General features: G+C 70.8%; 11 protein-coding genes and 1 rRNA gene (1 of these 12 running past the window's edge). 10 read left to right on the top strand and 2 right to left on the bottom strand.

Features of this window, described 5'->3' with window-relative positions; translation table 11 throughout:
* Positions 1-3: 3 nt before the first annotated feature.
* Entirely contained in the window at positions 4-1,134 is a 1,131-nt protein-coding gene (locus R3E88_20785; GenBank protein MEZ4218919.1) for a hypothetical protein, read from the bottom strand.
* On the bottom strand, positions 1,113-1,751 hold the full coding sequence (locus tag R3E88_20790) for a hypothetical protein (protein MEZ4218920.1): 639 nt from the start codon (positions 1,749-1,751) through the stop codon (positions 1,113-1,115). Before R3E88_20790 ends, R3E88_20785 begins: the two co-directional genes overlap by 22 nt.
* Before the next feature lie 620 nt (positions 1,752-2,371).
* Between R3E88_20790 and ftsY the strand changes: the two genes are divergently transcribed.
* From ftsY to R3E88_20840, 10 genes are all read left to right on the top strand, one after another.
* On the top strand, positions 2,372-3,214 hold the full coding sequence (ftsY, locus tag R3E88_20795) for a signal recognition particle-docking protein FtsY (GenBank protein ID MEZ4218921.1): 843 nt from the start codon (positions 2,372-2,374) through the stop codon (positions 3,212-3,214).
* A 40-nt stretch (positions 3,215-3,254) separates the two neighbouring features.
* Positions 3,255-4,748: a glycerol kinase GlpK gene (glpK, locus tag R3E88_20800; GenBank protein ID MEZ4218922.1), complete on the top strand. Its 1,494-nt coding sequence runs from the start codon at positions 3,255-3,257 to the stop codon at positions 4,746-4,748.
* Entirely contained in the window at positions 4,733-5,470 is a 738-nt protein-coding gene (locus R3E88_20805) for a glycerophosphodiester phosphodiesterase family protein (GenBank protein MEZ4218923.1), read from the top strand. Before glpK ends, R3E88_20805 begins: the two co-directional genes overlap by 16 nt.
* 308 nt (positions 5,471-5,778) lie before the next feature.
* On the top strand, positions 5,779-10,296 hold the full coding sequence (gene gltB / locus R3E88_20810) for a glutamate synthase large subunit (GenBank protein MEZ4218924.1): 4,518 nt from the start codon (positions 5,779-5,781) through the stop codon (positions 10,294-10,296).
* On the top strand, positions 10,289-11,758 hold the full coding sequence (locus R3E88_20815) for a glutamate synthase subunit beta (GenBank protein MEZ4218925.1): 1,470 nt from the start codon (positions 10,289-10,291) through the stop codon (positions 11,756-11,758). Before gltB ends, R3E88_20815 begins: the two co-directional genes overlap by 8 nt.
* Positions 11,759-11,822: 64 nt before the next feature.
* Complete coding sequence (locus tag R3E88_20820) at positions 11,823-12,266, top strand: hypothetical protein (GenBank protein MEZ4218926.1); 444 nt, start codon at positions 11,823-11,825, stop codon at positions 12,264-12,266.
* A complete protein-coding gene (locus tag R3E88_20825) occupies positions 12,263-12,565 on the top strand; it encodes a cell division protein ZapA (GenBank protein MEZ4218927.1) in 303 nt (100 codons plus the stop codon). Before R3E88_20820 ends, R3E88_20825 begins: the two co-directional genes overlap by 4 nt.
* Positions 12,566-12,578: 13 nt before the next feature.
* Positions 12,579-13,220 (top strand): 5-formyltetrahydrofolate cyclo-ligase, encoded by a 642-nt coding sequence (locus tag R3E88_20830; GenBank protein MEZ4218928.1) that lies wholly within the window; start codon positions 12,579-12,581, stop codon positions 13,218-13,220.
* Positions 13,217-14,446 (top strand): tyrosine--tRNA ligase, encoded by a 1,230-nt coding sequence (tyrS, locus tag R3E88_20835; protein ID MEZ4218929.1) that lies wholly within the window; start codon positions 13,217-13,219, stop codon positions 14,444-14,446. Before R3E88_20830 ends, tyrS begins: the two co-directional genes overlap by 4 nt.
* A 414-nt stretch (positions 14,447-14,860) precedes the next feature.
* A 16S ribosomal RNA gene (locus R3E88_20840) occupies positions 14,861-16,148 on the top strand (it continues 267 nt past the right edge of the window).

Here is a 16,148-nt window from a genome sequence, read left to right on the forward strand (position 1 = left end):
CGGTCATTCGTCCCCGCGCACCGGCGCGGCTCCCGGCGGTGGTGTCAGCGCCTGGTAGTCCGCTGCCCGCCGCTCGAGGGCGAAGCCCGGTCGCGGCGGCCCCTCGAACACCGTGAACCGGTAGTCGGGCGTGAGCTTCGCGAGCGCGCCCGGGAGGCGGCGCTTCATCGCGGCGTCGCGGTCGCGGCCGAGCTCGCCGCGCCGTTCGACGTCGATCGAGTGGCCGACGGCGTCGATCGCGGCCGCGAGCTGCGCGCGCTGCGCGAGGAACGACCCGACGTAGCCCGTGACGAGGAAGACGCGCTCGAAACGCGGCGGCACGCCGCGCGCGGCCGCGCAGTCGACGCCGTGGTACCAGTCGGGCGCCACGCTGCAGGCGACCCACGGGTCGTCGCTCGCGCGCGCGTGCTCGTGCAGCGCGAACGCGAGCGCGGGATCGTGGGTGAAGAAGACGGCCGGACGGCCGCGCGCGGTCGAGCGCGCGAACGCGACGACCTCCTCGTAGTGGTCGTTGAAGCCCGTCTTCGAGGTGCCGACGCGAAGCCACAGGTGCGCGAGGCTCGTCGCGATCCACGCGGCGACGAGCGCGACGACCGCGCCGCGCAGCGCGCCGCGCCGGACGCGCTGCCATGCGAACGCGAACAGATAGGCGAAGAGCGGCCCGAGCACGACGAAGCTGCGCGGCTTGCGCCCGAGCCCCGTCGCGAGCGCGAGTGCGAAGAGCGCGGCGTAGACGCCCGCGATCGCGACCCACGCGGGCTGCGGGCCGCTCGCGAGCCCGCGCGTGCGCGCGTGGCGAACGAGCGCGGAGGCGAGGAGTGCGAGCAGCGGCAGCGTCGCGACCCCGAAGACGACGGCGAGCGGATGCCACGGGAGCAGTGGCTCGCCGACGACCGCGCCGGGCACGAGCTTGAGGAGCACCATCAGTCGGTTCGCGACCTGCGCCTGCGTCGCCTGCATGTGCACGTGCCACATCGGGGACAGCTGCGGCGCGAAGGCGAAGGCCGCGATCGCGAAGGGGAGGGCGAGGCGCGCGAGGCGCCGCGGGCGTGCGGGCGCGATGCCGAAGCGAAGGGCCACGCCGACGGCGAGCGCGACGGCGAACGGGATCGTCAGGTAGTTGAGGTAGAGCATGCCCGCGAGCGCGAGCCCCGCGCCGACCTGCGCGGGCAGCGTCGGGACGAGCGCATCGTCGTCGTCGTGTCGTCGTGCGGGTGCGCCGCGCGTCGCCGGCCGAGACCGAGGGCGAGCACGAGCGAGACGAGCGCGAGCGCCGTCCACGCCGGCTGCCAGCGCAGCGACGTTCCCCACATCGCGACCTGCGGGTGCAGCACGGCGACCGCCGCGAACAGCGCGCGCGCGCCGCCGCGGAGCTCGCCCTCGCGCAGCAGCGCGGCGACGAAGAGCGCGAGGCTCCCGTAGAGCAGCGCGATCGGGCCCAGCATCGCGCGCCGCGGCGAGCCGGCGAGGCCGAGGAAGAGCCGCCCGAGCGCGTACTGTCCGGGCGGGTGCACGTCGTGCGCGTTCGCCTCGCGCCAGAGATCCGCATAGCCCTGCGTCGCGAGGCGGAACGACGCGACCTCGTCGTCGTAGAGGTTGCGCGTCGCTGCGAAGGCGACGGCGAACGCGACGCCCGCGGCGAGCGCGATCCACGGCGCCGCGGACCGTGCGCGTCGCGCCGCGCTCGCGAGCGGCGCTCGGCCGGGCGCGGCGGCATGCGCCACGTGGGCGGGGTCGGCGGGCGCGGACACGGCGAGGGAGCGTAGCGGCGCGCGTCGCGTATTCTCCCGCCCCCGATGACCGGCAACGAGCTCGCAGCCTGGATCGCGTCGCATCCCGAGGCGGTGGCCCTCGCGATCGTCGCGCTGTCGCTCGCGGCCTTCGCGCTGGTCCGCGCTCTCGAGCCGGCGCCGCGGCCCGACGTGGAGTCGGCGCCGCGGCCGAAGCGCGCCGGCGGCGCGGCCCGCGGATCGCGCGCCGGCCCCATCGCCGACGCAGACCGCACCGCCGTCGCCGCCCGCGCCGCCGGCCGTCCGCGCCGAAGGACCCGCGCCGACGGCTTCGCCCGCGCCGGTGGCTCCGTCGGCGCCAGTGGCTCCGCCCGCGCCGCTGCCTGCGCCGACGCGCGCGCGCGAGGACGCGCTCGCACCTCCGGTCGCTCCGGCTCCCGAGCCGGCTCCCCCGTCGCGCCCGCCGCGCCGCCGCCTGCGCCGCGCTCGGCGCCGCCGCCTGCCGCGCTCGGCGCCCGCTGCGGCCGCGCCGGCACCCCGCTCCGGCGCCCGCTGCCGCGGCGCCCGCCGCTGCGCCGCGCGCGCCGCTGCGCGAGCGGCTCGCGCGGACGAGCGGCGCGTTCGTCGGCCGGCTCGGCTCGATGCTCGGCGGCCGCAAGGTCGACGACGACGTGCTCGAGGAGCTCGAGGCGCTGCTGTTCACGGCCGACCTCGGCGTGCCGACGGCGGAGTCGCTGCTCGAGACGGTGCGCGCGAAGGCGAAGGGGCGCGACGCGAGCGAGGTGCGCGGCGTGCTGCGCGCGGCGATCGCCGAGAAGCTGGCGCGCGTCCAGCCCGAGGGCGCGCCGCTCGCGACGCGCGGTGCGCCGCACGTCGTGCTGGTGCTCGGCGTGAACGGCTCGGGCAAGACGACGACGATCGGCAAGCTCGCCGGTCGCTATGCGCGCGCCGGCAAGAAGGTGGTGCTCGGCGCGGGCGACACCTTCCGGGCCGCGGCGATCGAGCAGCTCCAGGTCTGGGGCGAGCGCGTGGGCTGCGACGTGGTGGCGGCGAAGCAGGGGAGCGACCCGGCCGCCGTCGCATTCGACACGGTGAAGGCCGCCATCGCGCGCAAGGCCGACGTCGCGATCATCGACACGGCCGGCCGGCTCCAGACGAAGAAGCCGTTGATGGAGGAGCTCGGGAAGATCCACCGCATCCTGTCGCGGGAGCTTCCCGACGCGCCGCACGAGGCGCTGCTCGTGCTCGACTCGAACACCGGGCAGAACGCGATCTCGCAGGCCGAGCTCTTCACCGACGTCGCGAAGGTGACGGGCCTCGTGCTGACGAAGCTCGACGGCACGGCGAAGGGCGGCGTCATCGTCGGCCTCGCCGACCGCTTCGGCATCCCGGTGAAGTACGTGGGCGTCGGCGAGGGCGTCGAAGACCTGCGCGACTTCGACGCCGGCGAGTTCGTTGCGGCGCTCTTCGGCGAGGACGCCTGAGACGCGCGCCCGCCGCGCGCGGCGGAGGGAGCGACGACGCATGGCCCGCTACGTGATGGCGCTCGATCAGGGGACGACCTCGTCGCGAGCGATCCTGTTCGACGCGCGGGGCGCGGTGGTCGCCGTCGATCAGCACGAGTTCCCGCAGCACTTCCCGAAGCCCGGCTGGGTCGAGCACGACGCGCACGAGATCTGGGACAGCCAGCTGCGCGCCGCGCGCGGCGTCCTCGCGAAGGCGGGCGCGTCCGCGGCCGACGTCGCCGCCATCGGCATCACGAACCAGCGCGAGACGACGCTCGTGTGGGACCGCGCGACCGGCGAGCCGATCCACCGCGCGATCGTCTGGCAGTCGCGACAGACGGCGCCGATCTGCGAGGCCCTGCGCGAGCGCGGCCTCGCCGACCACGTCGCGCGCACGACCGGCCTCGTGATCGACGCCTACTTCTCGGCGACGAAGGTGCGGTTCGTGCTCGATGCGGTGCCGGGCGCACAGGCGCGCGCCGAAGCCGGCGAGCTGTGCTTCGGGACCGTCGACAGCTGGCTCGTCTGGAAGCTCACGAACGGCGCCGTGCACGCGACCGAGTACTCGAACGCGTCGCGCACGATGCTCTACGACATCCGCGCGCTCGACTGGGACGCGCGCATGCTCGAGGAGCTGCGCATCCCGCGCGCCATGCTGCCCGAGGTGCGCGACTCGAGCGGCGTGTTCGGCACCGCGGACGCCGCGTGGCTGGGCGCGGAGGTTCCGATCGCCGGCATCGCGGGCGACCAGCAGGCGGCGCTCTTCGGGCAGGGCTGCACGCGGCCGGGCCTCGCCAAGAACACGTACGGAACGGGCTGCTTCCTGCTGATGAACACGGGCGCCGAGGCGCCGGCGTCGACGACGGGCCTCGTCACGACACTCGCCTGGGGGCTCGGAGGGCGCGTCGAGTACGCGCTCGAGGGCAGCATCTTCGTCGCGGGTGCGGCCGTGCAGTGGCTGCGCGACGGGCTCGGCCTCGTGCGCGAAGCGGCGGAGACGCGGGCGCTCGCCGAGTCCGTGCCGGACACGGGCGGCGTCTACCTCGTGCCCGCGTTCGTCGGCCTCGGCGCACCCTACTGGGACGAGCGCGCGCGCGGCGCGCTGCTCGGCATCACGCGCGGGACGAGCCGGGCGCACGTCGTGCGCGCGACGCTCGAGTCGATCGCCTACCAGACGCGCGACGTCGTCGAGTGCGTGCAGCGCGACGCGGGCATCGCGCTCGGGCGGCTGCGCGTCGACGGGGGCGCGTGTCGCAACGACTTCCTGATGCAGTTCCAGGCCGACGTGCTCGGTGTCGAGGTGGAGCGGCCCGGCGTGCTCGAGGTGACGGCGCTCGGCGCCGCCGCGCTCGCGGGCCTCGGCGTCGGCTTCTGGCGCGACGCCGACGAGCTGGCGGGAACGGCGAGCGTCGAACGCGTGTTCGCGCCGCGCCTCGGGGCGGCCGAGCGCGACGCGCTCTACGCGGGCTGGAAGCGGGCGGTCGAGCGCTCGCTCGCGTGGGCCGACGCGTGAGCGCGCGCGCTCCCCTCGTCATCGCGCATCGCGGCGCCTCCGCCTATCGGCCCGAGAACACGCTCGTCGCCTACGAGCTCGCCGTCGAGATGGACGCGGACATGATCGAGATCGATCTGCACACGACGAAGGACGGCGTCGTGGCGATCTCGCACGACGCGACGCTCGAGCACCTCGGCGCGCCCGGCGAGGTCGGCGACTACACGATGGCCGAGCTGCGCGCGCTCGACGCCGGCGAGGGCCAGCGCATCCCGACCCTCGACGAGGTGCTGGATGCGTTCGCGGCGCGGATCCCGTTCAACCTCGAGCTCAAGATCGGGACCGAGCGCGCGTACCGCGGAATGGAACGCGTCGCGCTCGATGCGGCCCGGGCGCGGGGTGTGCTCGCGCGCACGCTCTACTCCTCCTTCTACGACGGCGTGCTGCGCGTGCTGCGCGACGAGGCGCCGGAGGCGCGCATCGCCGTCCTCGTCGACTGGAAGCACCCCGAACGCATGTTCGAGCGCGCGATCGAGCACCGCGCCGAGGCGATCAACCCGTTCTTCGGGCTCGTCGACGCGGAGTTCATGCGCCGCGCGAAGGGCGAGGGGCTCGCGGTCCATCCGTACACGGTCGACGAGCTCGACTGGATGGAGCGGCTGCTCGACCTCGGCGTCGACGGCCTGTTCACGAACCGCCCGGATCGCATGCGCGCGCTGCTCAAGGATCGGGCACGCACGTGAGGCCCGCGGGGCCACCGCGCTCCGATCGGTTGACAAGCGCGGCTCGCTTCGACTAGGGTGATCCGTCCGAAAAACATCGGACTCTCGCGTACTTCGGCGCCCCAGCCTGCTCGGGCGGTCGGCGGCAGGCGGTCGTCGCGAGCCGGTCGATCGGCGGATCGGTCGGCGAGAGGGCCGCAGGCGCGCGGCCCGCCCGGATCCCGATCGCAGAGGAGCTCTTCCGCACGTCGCGTCCCCGGCGCGGCCCGCGAGAAGAGTGTCCGCGCGATCGGAGCGCGAGAGTCCCGTGCGAGTCAGGTGAGAGCGCAATGAGCGAATTCGGTCTTCCGCGCAAGCAGGGCCTCTACGACCCGGCGAACGAGCACGACGCGTGCGGCGTCGGCTTCGTCGCGCACATCAAGGGCGCGAAGTCGCACGACATCGTCGAGATGGGCCTCGAGACGCTGCGCAACCTCGAACATCGCGGCGCGTGCGGCTGCGATCCGGATTCGGGCGACGGCGCCGGCATCCTGATCCAGATGCCCGACGCGTTCCTGCGGCGCGAGACGCGGGCGCTCGGCATCGAGCTTCCCGAGGCCGGCGCCTACGCCTGCGCGATGGTGTTCCTCGCGCTCGACGAGAGCGCGGCGACTGCGCAGAAGGCGGAGTTCGAGCGCATCGTGCGCGAGGAAGGCCAGCGCGTGCTGGGCTGGCGCGCGGTTCCGAACTCTCCCGCCGCGATCGGTCCGGTCGCGCGCGAAGGGCTGCCGCGCATCGAGCAGCTGTTCATCGGCGCCGCCGACGGCGTCCGCGAGCTCGCGTTCGAGCGCAAGCTGTACGTGATCCGTCGCCTGGTCGAGAAGGCGAACGCGAGCGACGAGCACTTCTTCTACGTGCCGAGCTGCTCGAGCCGCACGCTCGTCTACACGGGCATGCTGATCTCGCGGCAGATCCACGACTTCTTCCCGGACCTCGCCGACCCGGCGCTCGTGTCCGCGATCGCGCTCGTCCACTCCCGCTACAGCACGAACACGATGCCGACGTGGTCGCTCGCGCATCCGTTCCGGTACCTCGCGCACAACGGCGAGATCAACACCCTCCGCGGCAACCGCAACTGGATGCTGGCGCGCGAGGGCACGATGGCGTCGGACGCCTTCGGCGACGACCTCCACAAGCTCTACCCGATCATGCGCGACGGGGCTTCGGACTCGGCGCAGTTCGACAACGCGCTCGAGTTCCTCGTGCTCACCGGCCGGGAGCTTCCCGAAGCGATCCTGATGATGATCCCGGAGGCGTGGGAGAACCGGGACGACATGGATCCCGATCTCCTCGCCTACTACGAGTACCACTCGTTCCTGATGGAGCCGTGGGACGGCCCGGCGTCCATCGGCTTCAGCGACGGCAAGCTGATCGGCGCCGTGCTCGACCGCAACGGCCTGCGCCCGAGCCGCTACATCGTGACGAAGGACGACATCGTCGTGATGGCGTCCGAGGTCGGCGTGATCGAGATCGAGCCCGAGCGCGTGCTGCAGAAGGAGCGGCTCCACCCGGGCAAGATCTTCTGCATCGACCTCGAGGAAGGCCGCATCATCGAGGACGCGGAGATCAAGCGTCGCTACGTCGAGCGCCGGCCGTACCGGGAGTGGGTGGAGCGCAACCGGCTCGTGCTGTCGGACCTCCCGACGGCCGAGGTGCCGGTCGAGCACGGCAACCCCGAGCAGCGCTTCACGCTGCAGCAGGCGTTCGGGTACACGATCGAGGACATGAAGATCCTGCTCGGGCCGATGGCCGAGCAGGGCAAGTGGCCGATCGGCTCGATGGGCAACGACGAGGCGCTCGCCTGCCTCTCGGACCGCCCGCGGCTCCTCTACCACTACTTCAAGCAGCTCTTCGCGCAGGTCACGAACCCCGCGATGGACTCGATCAACGAGCGCCCGGTGATGGCGCTCTACTCGACGCTCGGCGCCGAGCGGAACCTCCTCGAGGAGACGGAAGCGCACGCGCGCATGATCCGGATCGAGCACCCCGTCGTCACGAACGAGGAGCTCGAGCGGCTGCGACAGATCCGCGCGGACGGCTTCCGCAGCGTCACGCTGCCGTGCCTGTTCAAGGTGGCGGACGGCGGAGACGGCCTGCGCGGTGCGCTCGACGCGCTGTGCGCCGCGGCCGAGCAGGCGGTGCGCGACGGCGCCAACATCCTGATCCTGTCGGACCGCGGCGTCGGGCCGGACCTCGCGCCGATCCCGATGCTGCTCGCGACGGGCGCCGTCCACCACCACCTGATCCGCAAGGCGCTCCGCACGAGCTGTGGCCTGGTGTGCGAGACGGGCGAGGCGCGCGAGGTCGCGCACGTCGCGCTGCTGATCGGGTACGGCGCCGCCGCCGTGAACCCGTACCTCGCGATCGAGACGATCGAGGAGATCGTCGAGGACGGCGTCTACGTCGCGGCCGGCCTGGATCGCGACGAGGCGATCCACAACTTCGTCTACGCGAACGACAAGGGCCTGCTCAAGACGTTCGCGAAGATGGGCATCTCGACGCTCGCGAGCTACCGCGGGGCGCAGATCTTCGAGGCGGTCGGGCTCGACCGCGCGCTCGTCGACCGCTGCTTCGCCGGGACGGCGTCGCGCGTGTCGGGCGTCTCGTACGACGTGATCGCGCGCGAGTGCGCGATGCGGCACGAGCGCGCCTTCCCGGGCGACGCCTACGCGTATCCGGAGCTCGACGCGGGCGGCTCGTACCAGTGGCGCGCCCGCGGCGAGCGCCACACGTTCAACCCGGACACGGTCTCGCGCCTCCAGATCGCCGTGAAGCGCGGCAGCTACGAGGACTACAAGGCGTTCTCGAAGGCGGCCGACGGCGAGGCGGAGTCGGCGTGCACGTTGCGCGGGCTGTTCACGTTCAAGGAAGACCGCCCGCCCGTGCCGCTCGACGAGGTCGAGCCCGCGAGCGAGATCGCGAAGCGCTTCTGCACGGGCGCGATGAGCTACGGCTCGATCTCGCTCGAGGCGCACCAGTCGCTCGCGATCGCGATGAACCGCCTCGGCGGCAAGTCGAACACGGGCGAGGGCGGCGAGGACCCGGATCGCTTCACGCCCGACGCGAACGGCGACCTGCGCCGCAGCGCCATCAAGCAGGTCGCGTCGGGACGCTTCGGCGTGACGAGCCACTACCTCGTGAACGCGGACGAGCTGCAGATCAAGATCGCGCAGGGGGCGAAGCCGGGCGAAGGCGGCGAGCTCCCGGGCCACAAGGTCAACGAGACGATCGCGCGCGTGCGCCACTCGACGCCGGGCGTCGGCCTCATCTCGCCGCCGCCGCACCACGACATCTACTCGATCGAGGACCTCGCGCAGCTGATCTACGACCTCAAGAACGCGAACCGCTACGCGCGCGTCAGCGTGAAGCTCGTGTCCGAGACGGGCGTGGGGACGATCGCGGCGGGCGTGTCGAAGGGGAAGGCGGACGGCGTCCTGATCTCGGGCCACGACGGCGGCACGGGCGCGTCGCCGCAGGCGTCGATCAAGTACGCGGGCCTCCCGTGGGAGCTCGGGCTCGCCGAGACGCAGCAGACGCTGGTGCTCAACGATCTGCGCGGGCGCATCCGCGTGCAGACGGACGGCGGCCTCAAGACGGGACGCGACGTCGTGATCGCGGCGCTCCTCGGCGCGGACGAGTTCGGCTTCGCGACCGCACCGCTCGTCGCGCTCGGCTGCATCCTGATGCGCGTGTGCCACCTCAACACGTGCCCCGTCGGCATCGCGACGCAGGATCCCGAGCTGCGCAAGCGCTTCGCCGGGCAGCCGGAGAGCGTGGTGCGCTACCTGCTGTTCATCGCGCAGGAAGCGCGCGAGTACATGGCGAAGCTCGGCTACCGCACCGTCGACGAGATGGTCGGGCGCGTCGAGCGGCTCGACGTCAACCGCGCGGCGTCGCACTGGAAGAGCCGGGGCCTCGACTTCTCGGACCTCTTCCACAAGCCGGACGTCCCGCACTCGATCCACAACGATTCCGGGCAGACGCTCGCACGCGAGCTCGAGAGCGTCCTCGACATGCAGCTGCTCGAGCGCGCGCGGCCCGCGCTCGAGCGCGGCGAGAAGGTGGTGATCGAGCTTCCGATCCGGAACACGGACCGCACCGTCGGGACGATCCTCGGCTCCGAGGTGTCGCGGAAGTACGGAGCGGAGGGGCTGCCCGAGGACACGATCACGATGCGCTTCAAGGGGAGCGCGGGCCAGTCGCTCGGCGCGTTCTGCACGAGCGGCCTCACGTTCGAGGTCGACGGCGACACGAACGACTACTGCGGCAAGGGGCTGTGCGGCGGCCGCATCGTCGTCCGCGTGCCGGCGGGCGCGACGTTCGACCCGTCGACGTCGATCATCACGGGCAACGTCGTGCTCTACGGCGCGACGAGTGGCGAAGCCTACTTCCAGGGCATCGCGGGCGAGCGCTTCGCGGTCCGCAACAGCGGTGCCAACGCGGTCGTCGAGGGCGTCGGCGACCACGGCTGCGAGTACATGACGGGCGGGCGCGTGATCGTGATCGGGCCGACGGGCCGCAACTTCGCGGCGGGCATGAGCGGCGGAATCGCCTACGTGCTCGACGAGGACGGGCGCTTCGCGAGTCGCGTGAACCCCGTCACGGTCGAGCTCGACCCGCTCGAGAACGAGGACATCGAGCTGATCCAGCGCATGCTGCGGCGGCACTTCCAGTACACGCGGAGCCGCAAGGCGGACGAGGTGCTGCGGAAGTGGGACGCGATGGCGCCGAAGTTCGTGAAGGTCTTCCCGCAGGACTACAAGCGCGCTCAGTCGGAGCGGATCGCGGCGGAGAGCGGCAATGGGTGATGTGCGTGGCTTCCTGAAGCACGGGCGCGAGAACACGCGCTACCGAAGCGTCGAAGAGCGGCTGCACGACTACCGCTGCGTGCAGGAGGATTTCCCGCGCGACGTGCTGCAGACGCAGGCGTCGCGCTGCATGGACTGCGGGATCCCGTTCTGCAACAACGGCTGCCCGCTCGGGAACATCATCCCCGACTTCAACGACCTCGTCTTCCGCGACAAGTGGGAGGACGCGCTCGCGCGGCTGCACTCGACGAACAACTTCCCGGAGTTCACCGGGATGGTGTGCCCCGCTCCCTGCGAGCAGGCGTGCGTGCTGGGGATCAACCAGGATCCGGTCGCGATCAAGCAGGTCGAGTGGGAGCTCGTGCGGCGCGGGTGGGACGAGGGTTGGATCCAGCCCGTGCTCCCGGCTCGCCGGACCGGTCGCTCGGTGGCGGTCGTCGGCTCGGGGCCGTCCGGGCTCGCGGCCGCCCAGCAGCTGGCCCGTGCCGGCCACTCCGTCACGGTGTTCGAGAAGAACGATCGCGTCGGCGGGCTGCTCCGCTACGGCATCCCCGACTTCAAGCTCGAGAAGGTGCTCATCGATCGGCGCGTCGAGCAGATGCGCGCCGAGGGCGTCGTCTTCCAGACGGGCGTCCACGTGGGCGTCGACCTGTCCGTGCCCGAGCTGCGCAAGAGCTTCGACGCGATCGTGCTCGCGCTCGGCTGCGAGAAGCCGCGCGACCTCCCGGTCGAGGGCCGCAGCCTCGACGGCGTGCACTTCGCGATGGAGTTCCTGCCGCAGCAGAACCGGCGTGTCGCCGGCGACGAGGTGCCCGCGTCGGAGGCGATCCTCGCGACGGACAAGCACGTCGTCGTGATCGGCGGCGGCGACACCGGCTCGGACTGCATCGGCACGTCGCACCGCCAGGGCGCGAAGTCGGTCACGTCGCTCGAGCTCCTTCCGACGCCGCCGAAGGGGCGCCACGCCTCCGAGCCGTGGCCGCTGGCGAAGAAGTACTACTTCAACGTCTCGAGCTCGCACGTCGAAGGCGGCGAGCGGATCTACGCCATCCAGACCACGCGGCTCGAGGGCCGGGACGGGCGCGTCACCGCGCTGCACGCGATCGAGGTGGCGTTCGACCGCGACGAGCTCGATCGCCCGATCATGTCGTCGATGCGCGAGGTGCCGGGGAGCGAGCACGTGTTCCCGGCCGATCTCGTGCTGCTCGCGATGGGCTTCGTCCATCCCGTGCGCGAGGGACTGCTCGCGGGGCTCGGCGTCGATCTCGACCCGCGCGGCAACGTCGCCGCCGACACCCGCACGTTCGGGACGAGCGAGCCGGGCGTCTTCGTCGCCGGTGATGCGCGCCGTGGCCAATCCCTCGTCGTATGGGCGCAGTGGGAAGGGCGGGAGTGCGCGCGGCAGGTCGATGCCTTCCTGATGGGGAGCACGCGGCTCCAGTCGCGCAACGCTGTCTACTAGGCGCGCCGTCGCGGAGCGCGCACCGCGCGAGCTGGTTCCGAACGCAGTTTGAGTATCGAGCGCGTTGCTGCGTTCGCAGCAGCGGTCGTCGTGCTTGACGCCACCGCGCACGCGCCGGATGATGTCGCTTCGTCGACGGTCGGCGCGACGATCCGCCGGGGAGCACCGGCGTGCGGAGGGGCGCGTGACCACATCGCGCAGCGGCGACGCCTTCGATCTCGCGAGATTGGCTCGCGCGGTCGAGTCCCTCATCGACCACCGCGATGGGCTCGAGCTCCAGGTTGCCGCGCTCCACGACGAGTTGGCCGTGCGCGATGCGCGCATCGCGGCTCTCGAAGCGGAGCTGGCGACCGCTTCCGCGCGCCGCGGGGCGGCCGTCGAGCGGATCGACGCGCTGGTGGCGCGCCTCGAGCAGCTCGACGAGATGCTCGACCGCACCGAAGAGGGCTCCGGTGACAGCGATGCGGCCTCGCCGTCGCGGCCGACCGCGGGAGCGATGCCGTCGTGAGCGCGGCCAGACGTTCGATCGCGGTGCGGATCTCGGGCAACGAGTACCGGATCCGCAGTGACGCGGACGAGGACGCACTGCAACGCGTCGCGCGCTACGTCGACGAAACGATGGAGCGCATCCGCACGCGGACGGGTGCCGTCGACTCGCTCGAGATCGCGCTCCTCACGGCGCTCAACATCGCGCGCGAGCTGGTCGAGCTCCGAGGCGAGCGCGCCGCCGCGCCGCCGCCCGAGGCGCTCCGCGCGCTCATCGAGCGGGTAGAGGCGGCCGTGCCGTCGAGTGGCGCTCCTCGCTGACGACGGGCGGGCCATGGACTCCGTCGCACGCGCGAAGCGCGAGCTGCGGCTCGCGATGCGCGCGCGCGCGCTTCCCGCGCCGGGCTCGGTCGCCCGCGTCGAAGCGGGTCTCGCGGCAGCGGGCTCGGTGGCATCGCTGCCGGCCTTCGAGCGCGCGGAGACGATCGCGCTGTTCGCGTCGATCGGGCGCGAGATCGCGACGCGCCCGCTCTTCGAGCGGGCGCGCGCGGCCGACAAGCGCACTCTCTTCCCTCGGATCGTCCGCGACGCGCACGGCCCGTCCGCGCACATCGAGCTCGCGCCGATCGATGCCTGGGACGAGTTCGTGATCGGCGAGCTCGGTGTTCCGTCGCCACCGCCAGGCGCGCGGACGTACACGCTCGACGAGGTCGGGCTCGTGATCGTGCCGGGGCTGGCCTTCGACGCCGCGGGCGGGCGCCTGGGCCGCGGCGGCGGATTCTACGATCGGCTCCTCGGCCGCGATCCGGTCCCGTTCACCTGTGGGCTGGCCTACGCTGCGCAGCTCGTCGACGCGGTGCCGATGGCGGCGTGGGACGTGCGCGTGCGCGCCGTCGCGACGGAGCGAGGCTGCGTGATCGCGGCCGGCGCGCAGGCCATCGGCGACCGGTGCGGCGAGGAGAGCGGACGGGCATGAGCGGCGGTGTGAAGGCCGAGGTCGAGCGGCAGATGGCGGAGATCCGGCGCGGGTGCGTCGAGATCTACGGCGAGGACGAGCTGCGCGAGCGGCTGGCCGAGTCCGTGACCGAGAATCGTCCGCTCCGCGTCAAGCTCGGCATGGATCCGTCGTCGCCGGACCTCCACCTCGGCCACACGGTCGTGCTCCGAAAGCTGCGCACGTTCCAGGAGCTGGGGCACCTGCCGATCTTCCTGATCGGCGACTTCACTGCGCGGATCGGCGATCCGTCGGGACGGAAGAAGACGCGGCCCGCGCTGTCGAGCGAGCAGGTCGCCGAGAACGCGCGCACCTACGTGGACCAGGTGGCGCGCCTCCTCGACGTCGAGCGCGCCGAGGTGCGGTTCAACAGCGAGTGGATGGATCGGCTGACTCCCACGGACTTCATCCGCCTCTGCTCGACGCAGACGGTGGCGCGCCTGCTCGAGCGGGACGACTTCGCAAAGCGCTATGCGGCCGGAGAGCCTATCTCCGTGCACGAGTTCCTGTACCCGTTCGTGCAGGGATACGACTCGGTCGCGCTCGAAGCCGACGTCGAGCTCGGCGGAACCGATCAGACGTTCAACCTGCTCATGGGGCGGGATCTGCAACGCCACTACGGACAGCGCACACAGGCGGTGCTCACGTTTCCGCTCCTCGTCGGGACCGATGGCAAGGAGAAGATGTCGAAGAGCCTCGGCAACTGTGTGGGCATCACGGACGAGCCCGCAGATGTCTTCGGCAAGATCATGAGCATCTCCGACGAGTGCATGCTCGACTACGTCGGCATCCTCTCGTTAGGCGAGTGGCCGGAGGTGGAAGCCGGCGCGGCGGAGCAGCGCGCGGGGCGGGGTGCGCCGATGGAGCTCAAGCAGGCTCTCGCGGGCCGTGTCGTGGAGAGGTTGCACGGCCGCGACGCGGCAGTGGACGCGCGCGAGCACTTCCGTCGGGTCGTTCAGTCGCGAGGCGTGCCCGAGGACGTTCCCGAGACGCGTCTCCCGCTCGGCGGCGGTCCGGACCTGGGGCTCCTCGAGGTGCTCGAGGCGGTCGGTCTCGCGTCGAGCCGGAGCGACGCGCGGCGGCTCGTCCAGCAGGGCGCCGTCCACGTCGACGGTGAGCCACAACGGGACGCCCACGCGCGGCTGGGGCCCGGGCCCTACCTGCTGAGAGCCGGCAAGCGGCGCTACGCTCGAGTTTGGCTCGACTGAGGGCCGAGTGAGAGGGCGGCCCGGCGGTCGGAGCCACGCGGAAAAATCGGTCATCGAGGGCGCGAAAATGCCCTTGACCCGTCCCGCAAGCTCCTTTAGATTCCGCCGCCCTGTCGAAATGATTGTGTGTCCGACGGGATGGCGCGGCCGACTGCCTCTCTCCGAGAGGAACCAAGCGGCGCCGCATGAGACGCTTGCCGGGTGAGCTCGAAACAGGCTCGTTCTCGGCTTCGTTCGGTCTTTGAAAACTGAATAGCGTTCTGGTTCCAAACGAGTCGCGGGCCTTCGGGGGCACTGCGGTTCGGGCGGAGCCGAGTTCTGTGTACATCAACCGCGATTCGCGCATCGGCCTGTTGCGCGAATCCGGCCCCGAAACACCGAGCTCGCACTTCGGTGCGGGCTCGAAACAGGTTTGAACTGGAGAGTTTGATCCTGGCTCAGAACGAACGCTGGCGGCGTGCTTAAGACATGCAAGTCGAACGAGAAAGTCACTTCGGTGATGAGTACAGTGGCGCACGGGTGAGTAACACGTGGGTAATCTGCCCTCAGGTCTGGAATAACTCCGGGAAACTGGTGCTAATACCGGATGAGACCACGACGTCTCCGGACGACGTGGAAAAAGATGGCCTCTCCTTGGAAGCTATCGCCTGGGGATGAGCCCGCGTCCCATTAGCTAGTTGGTGGGGTAATGGCCTACCAAGGCTCCGATGGGTAGCTGGTCTGAGAGGATGATCAGCCACACTGGGACTGAGACACGGCCCAGACTCCTACGGGAGGCAGCAGTCGGGAATTTTGTCCAATGGGCGCAAGCCTGAGACAGCAACGCCGCGTGAGGGATGAAGGCCTTCGGGTCGTAAACCTCTGTCAGGAGGGAAGAAAGCTCCATTGCGAATAGCTTTGGAGTCTGACGGTACCTCCAAAGGAAGCGCCGGCTAACTCCGTGCCAGCAGCCGCGGTAATACGGAGGGCGCAAGCGTTGTTCGGAATCATTGGGCGTAAAGCGGGTGCAGGCGGTGGAGTAAGTCAAATGTGAAATCCCGGGGCCCAACCCCGGAACTGCATTCGATACTGCTTCACTAGAGTCTCGGAGAGGAAGGCGGAATTCCCGGTGTAGAGGTGAAATTCGTAGATATCGGGAGGAACACCAGTGGCGAAGGCGGCCTTCTGGACGATGACTGACGCTCAGACCCGAAAGCGTGGGTAGCAAACAGGATTAGATACCCTGGTAGTCCACGCCGTAAACGGTGAGTGCTCGTCGGTGCGGGTATTGACCCCTGCGCTGACCAAGCTAACGCGATAAGCACTCCGCCTGGGAAGTACGGCCGCAAGGCTAAAACTCAAAGGAATTGACGGGGGCCCGCACAAGCGGTGGAGCATGTGGTTTAATTCGAAGCAACGCGCAGAACCTTACCTGGGCTTGACATCCAGAGAACCTCGCTGAAAGGCGGGGGTGCCTTCGGGAACTCTGAGACAGGTGCTGCATGGCTGTCGTCAGCTCGTGTCGTGAGGTGTTGGGTTAAGTCCCGCAACGAGCGCAACCCCTATCGTTAGTTGCCATCAGCTCGGCTGGGCACTCTAATGAGACTGCCGGTGTTAAACCGGAGGAAGGTGGGGATGACGTCAAGTCCTCATGGCCCTTATGCCCAGGGCTACTCACGTGCTACAATGGTCGGTACAGAGGGTCGCCAACCCGCGAGGGGGA

The sequence above is a fragment of the Myxococcota bacterium genome (assembly GCA_041389495.1).
Classification (GTDB): Bacteria; Myxococcota_A; UBA9160; order UBA9160; family UBA4427; genus JAWKRT01.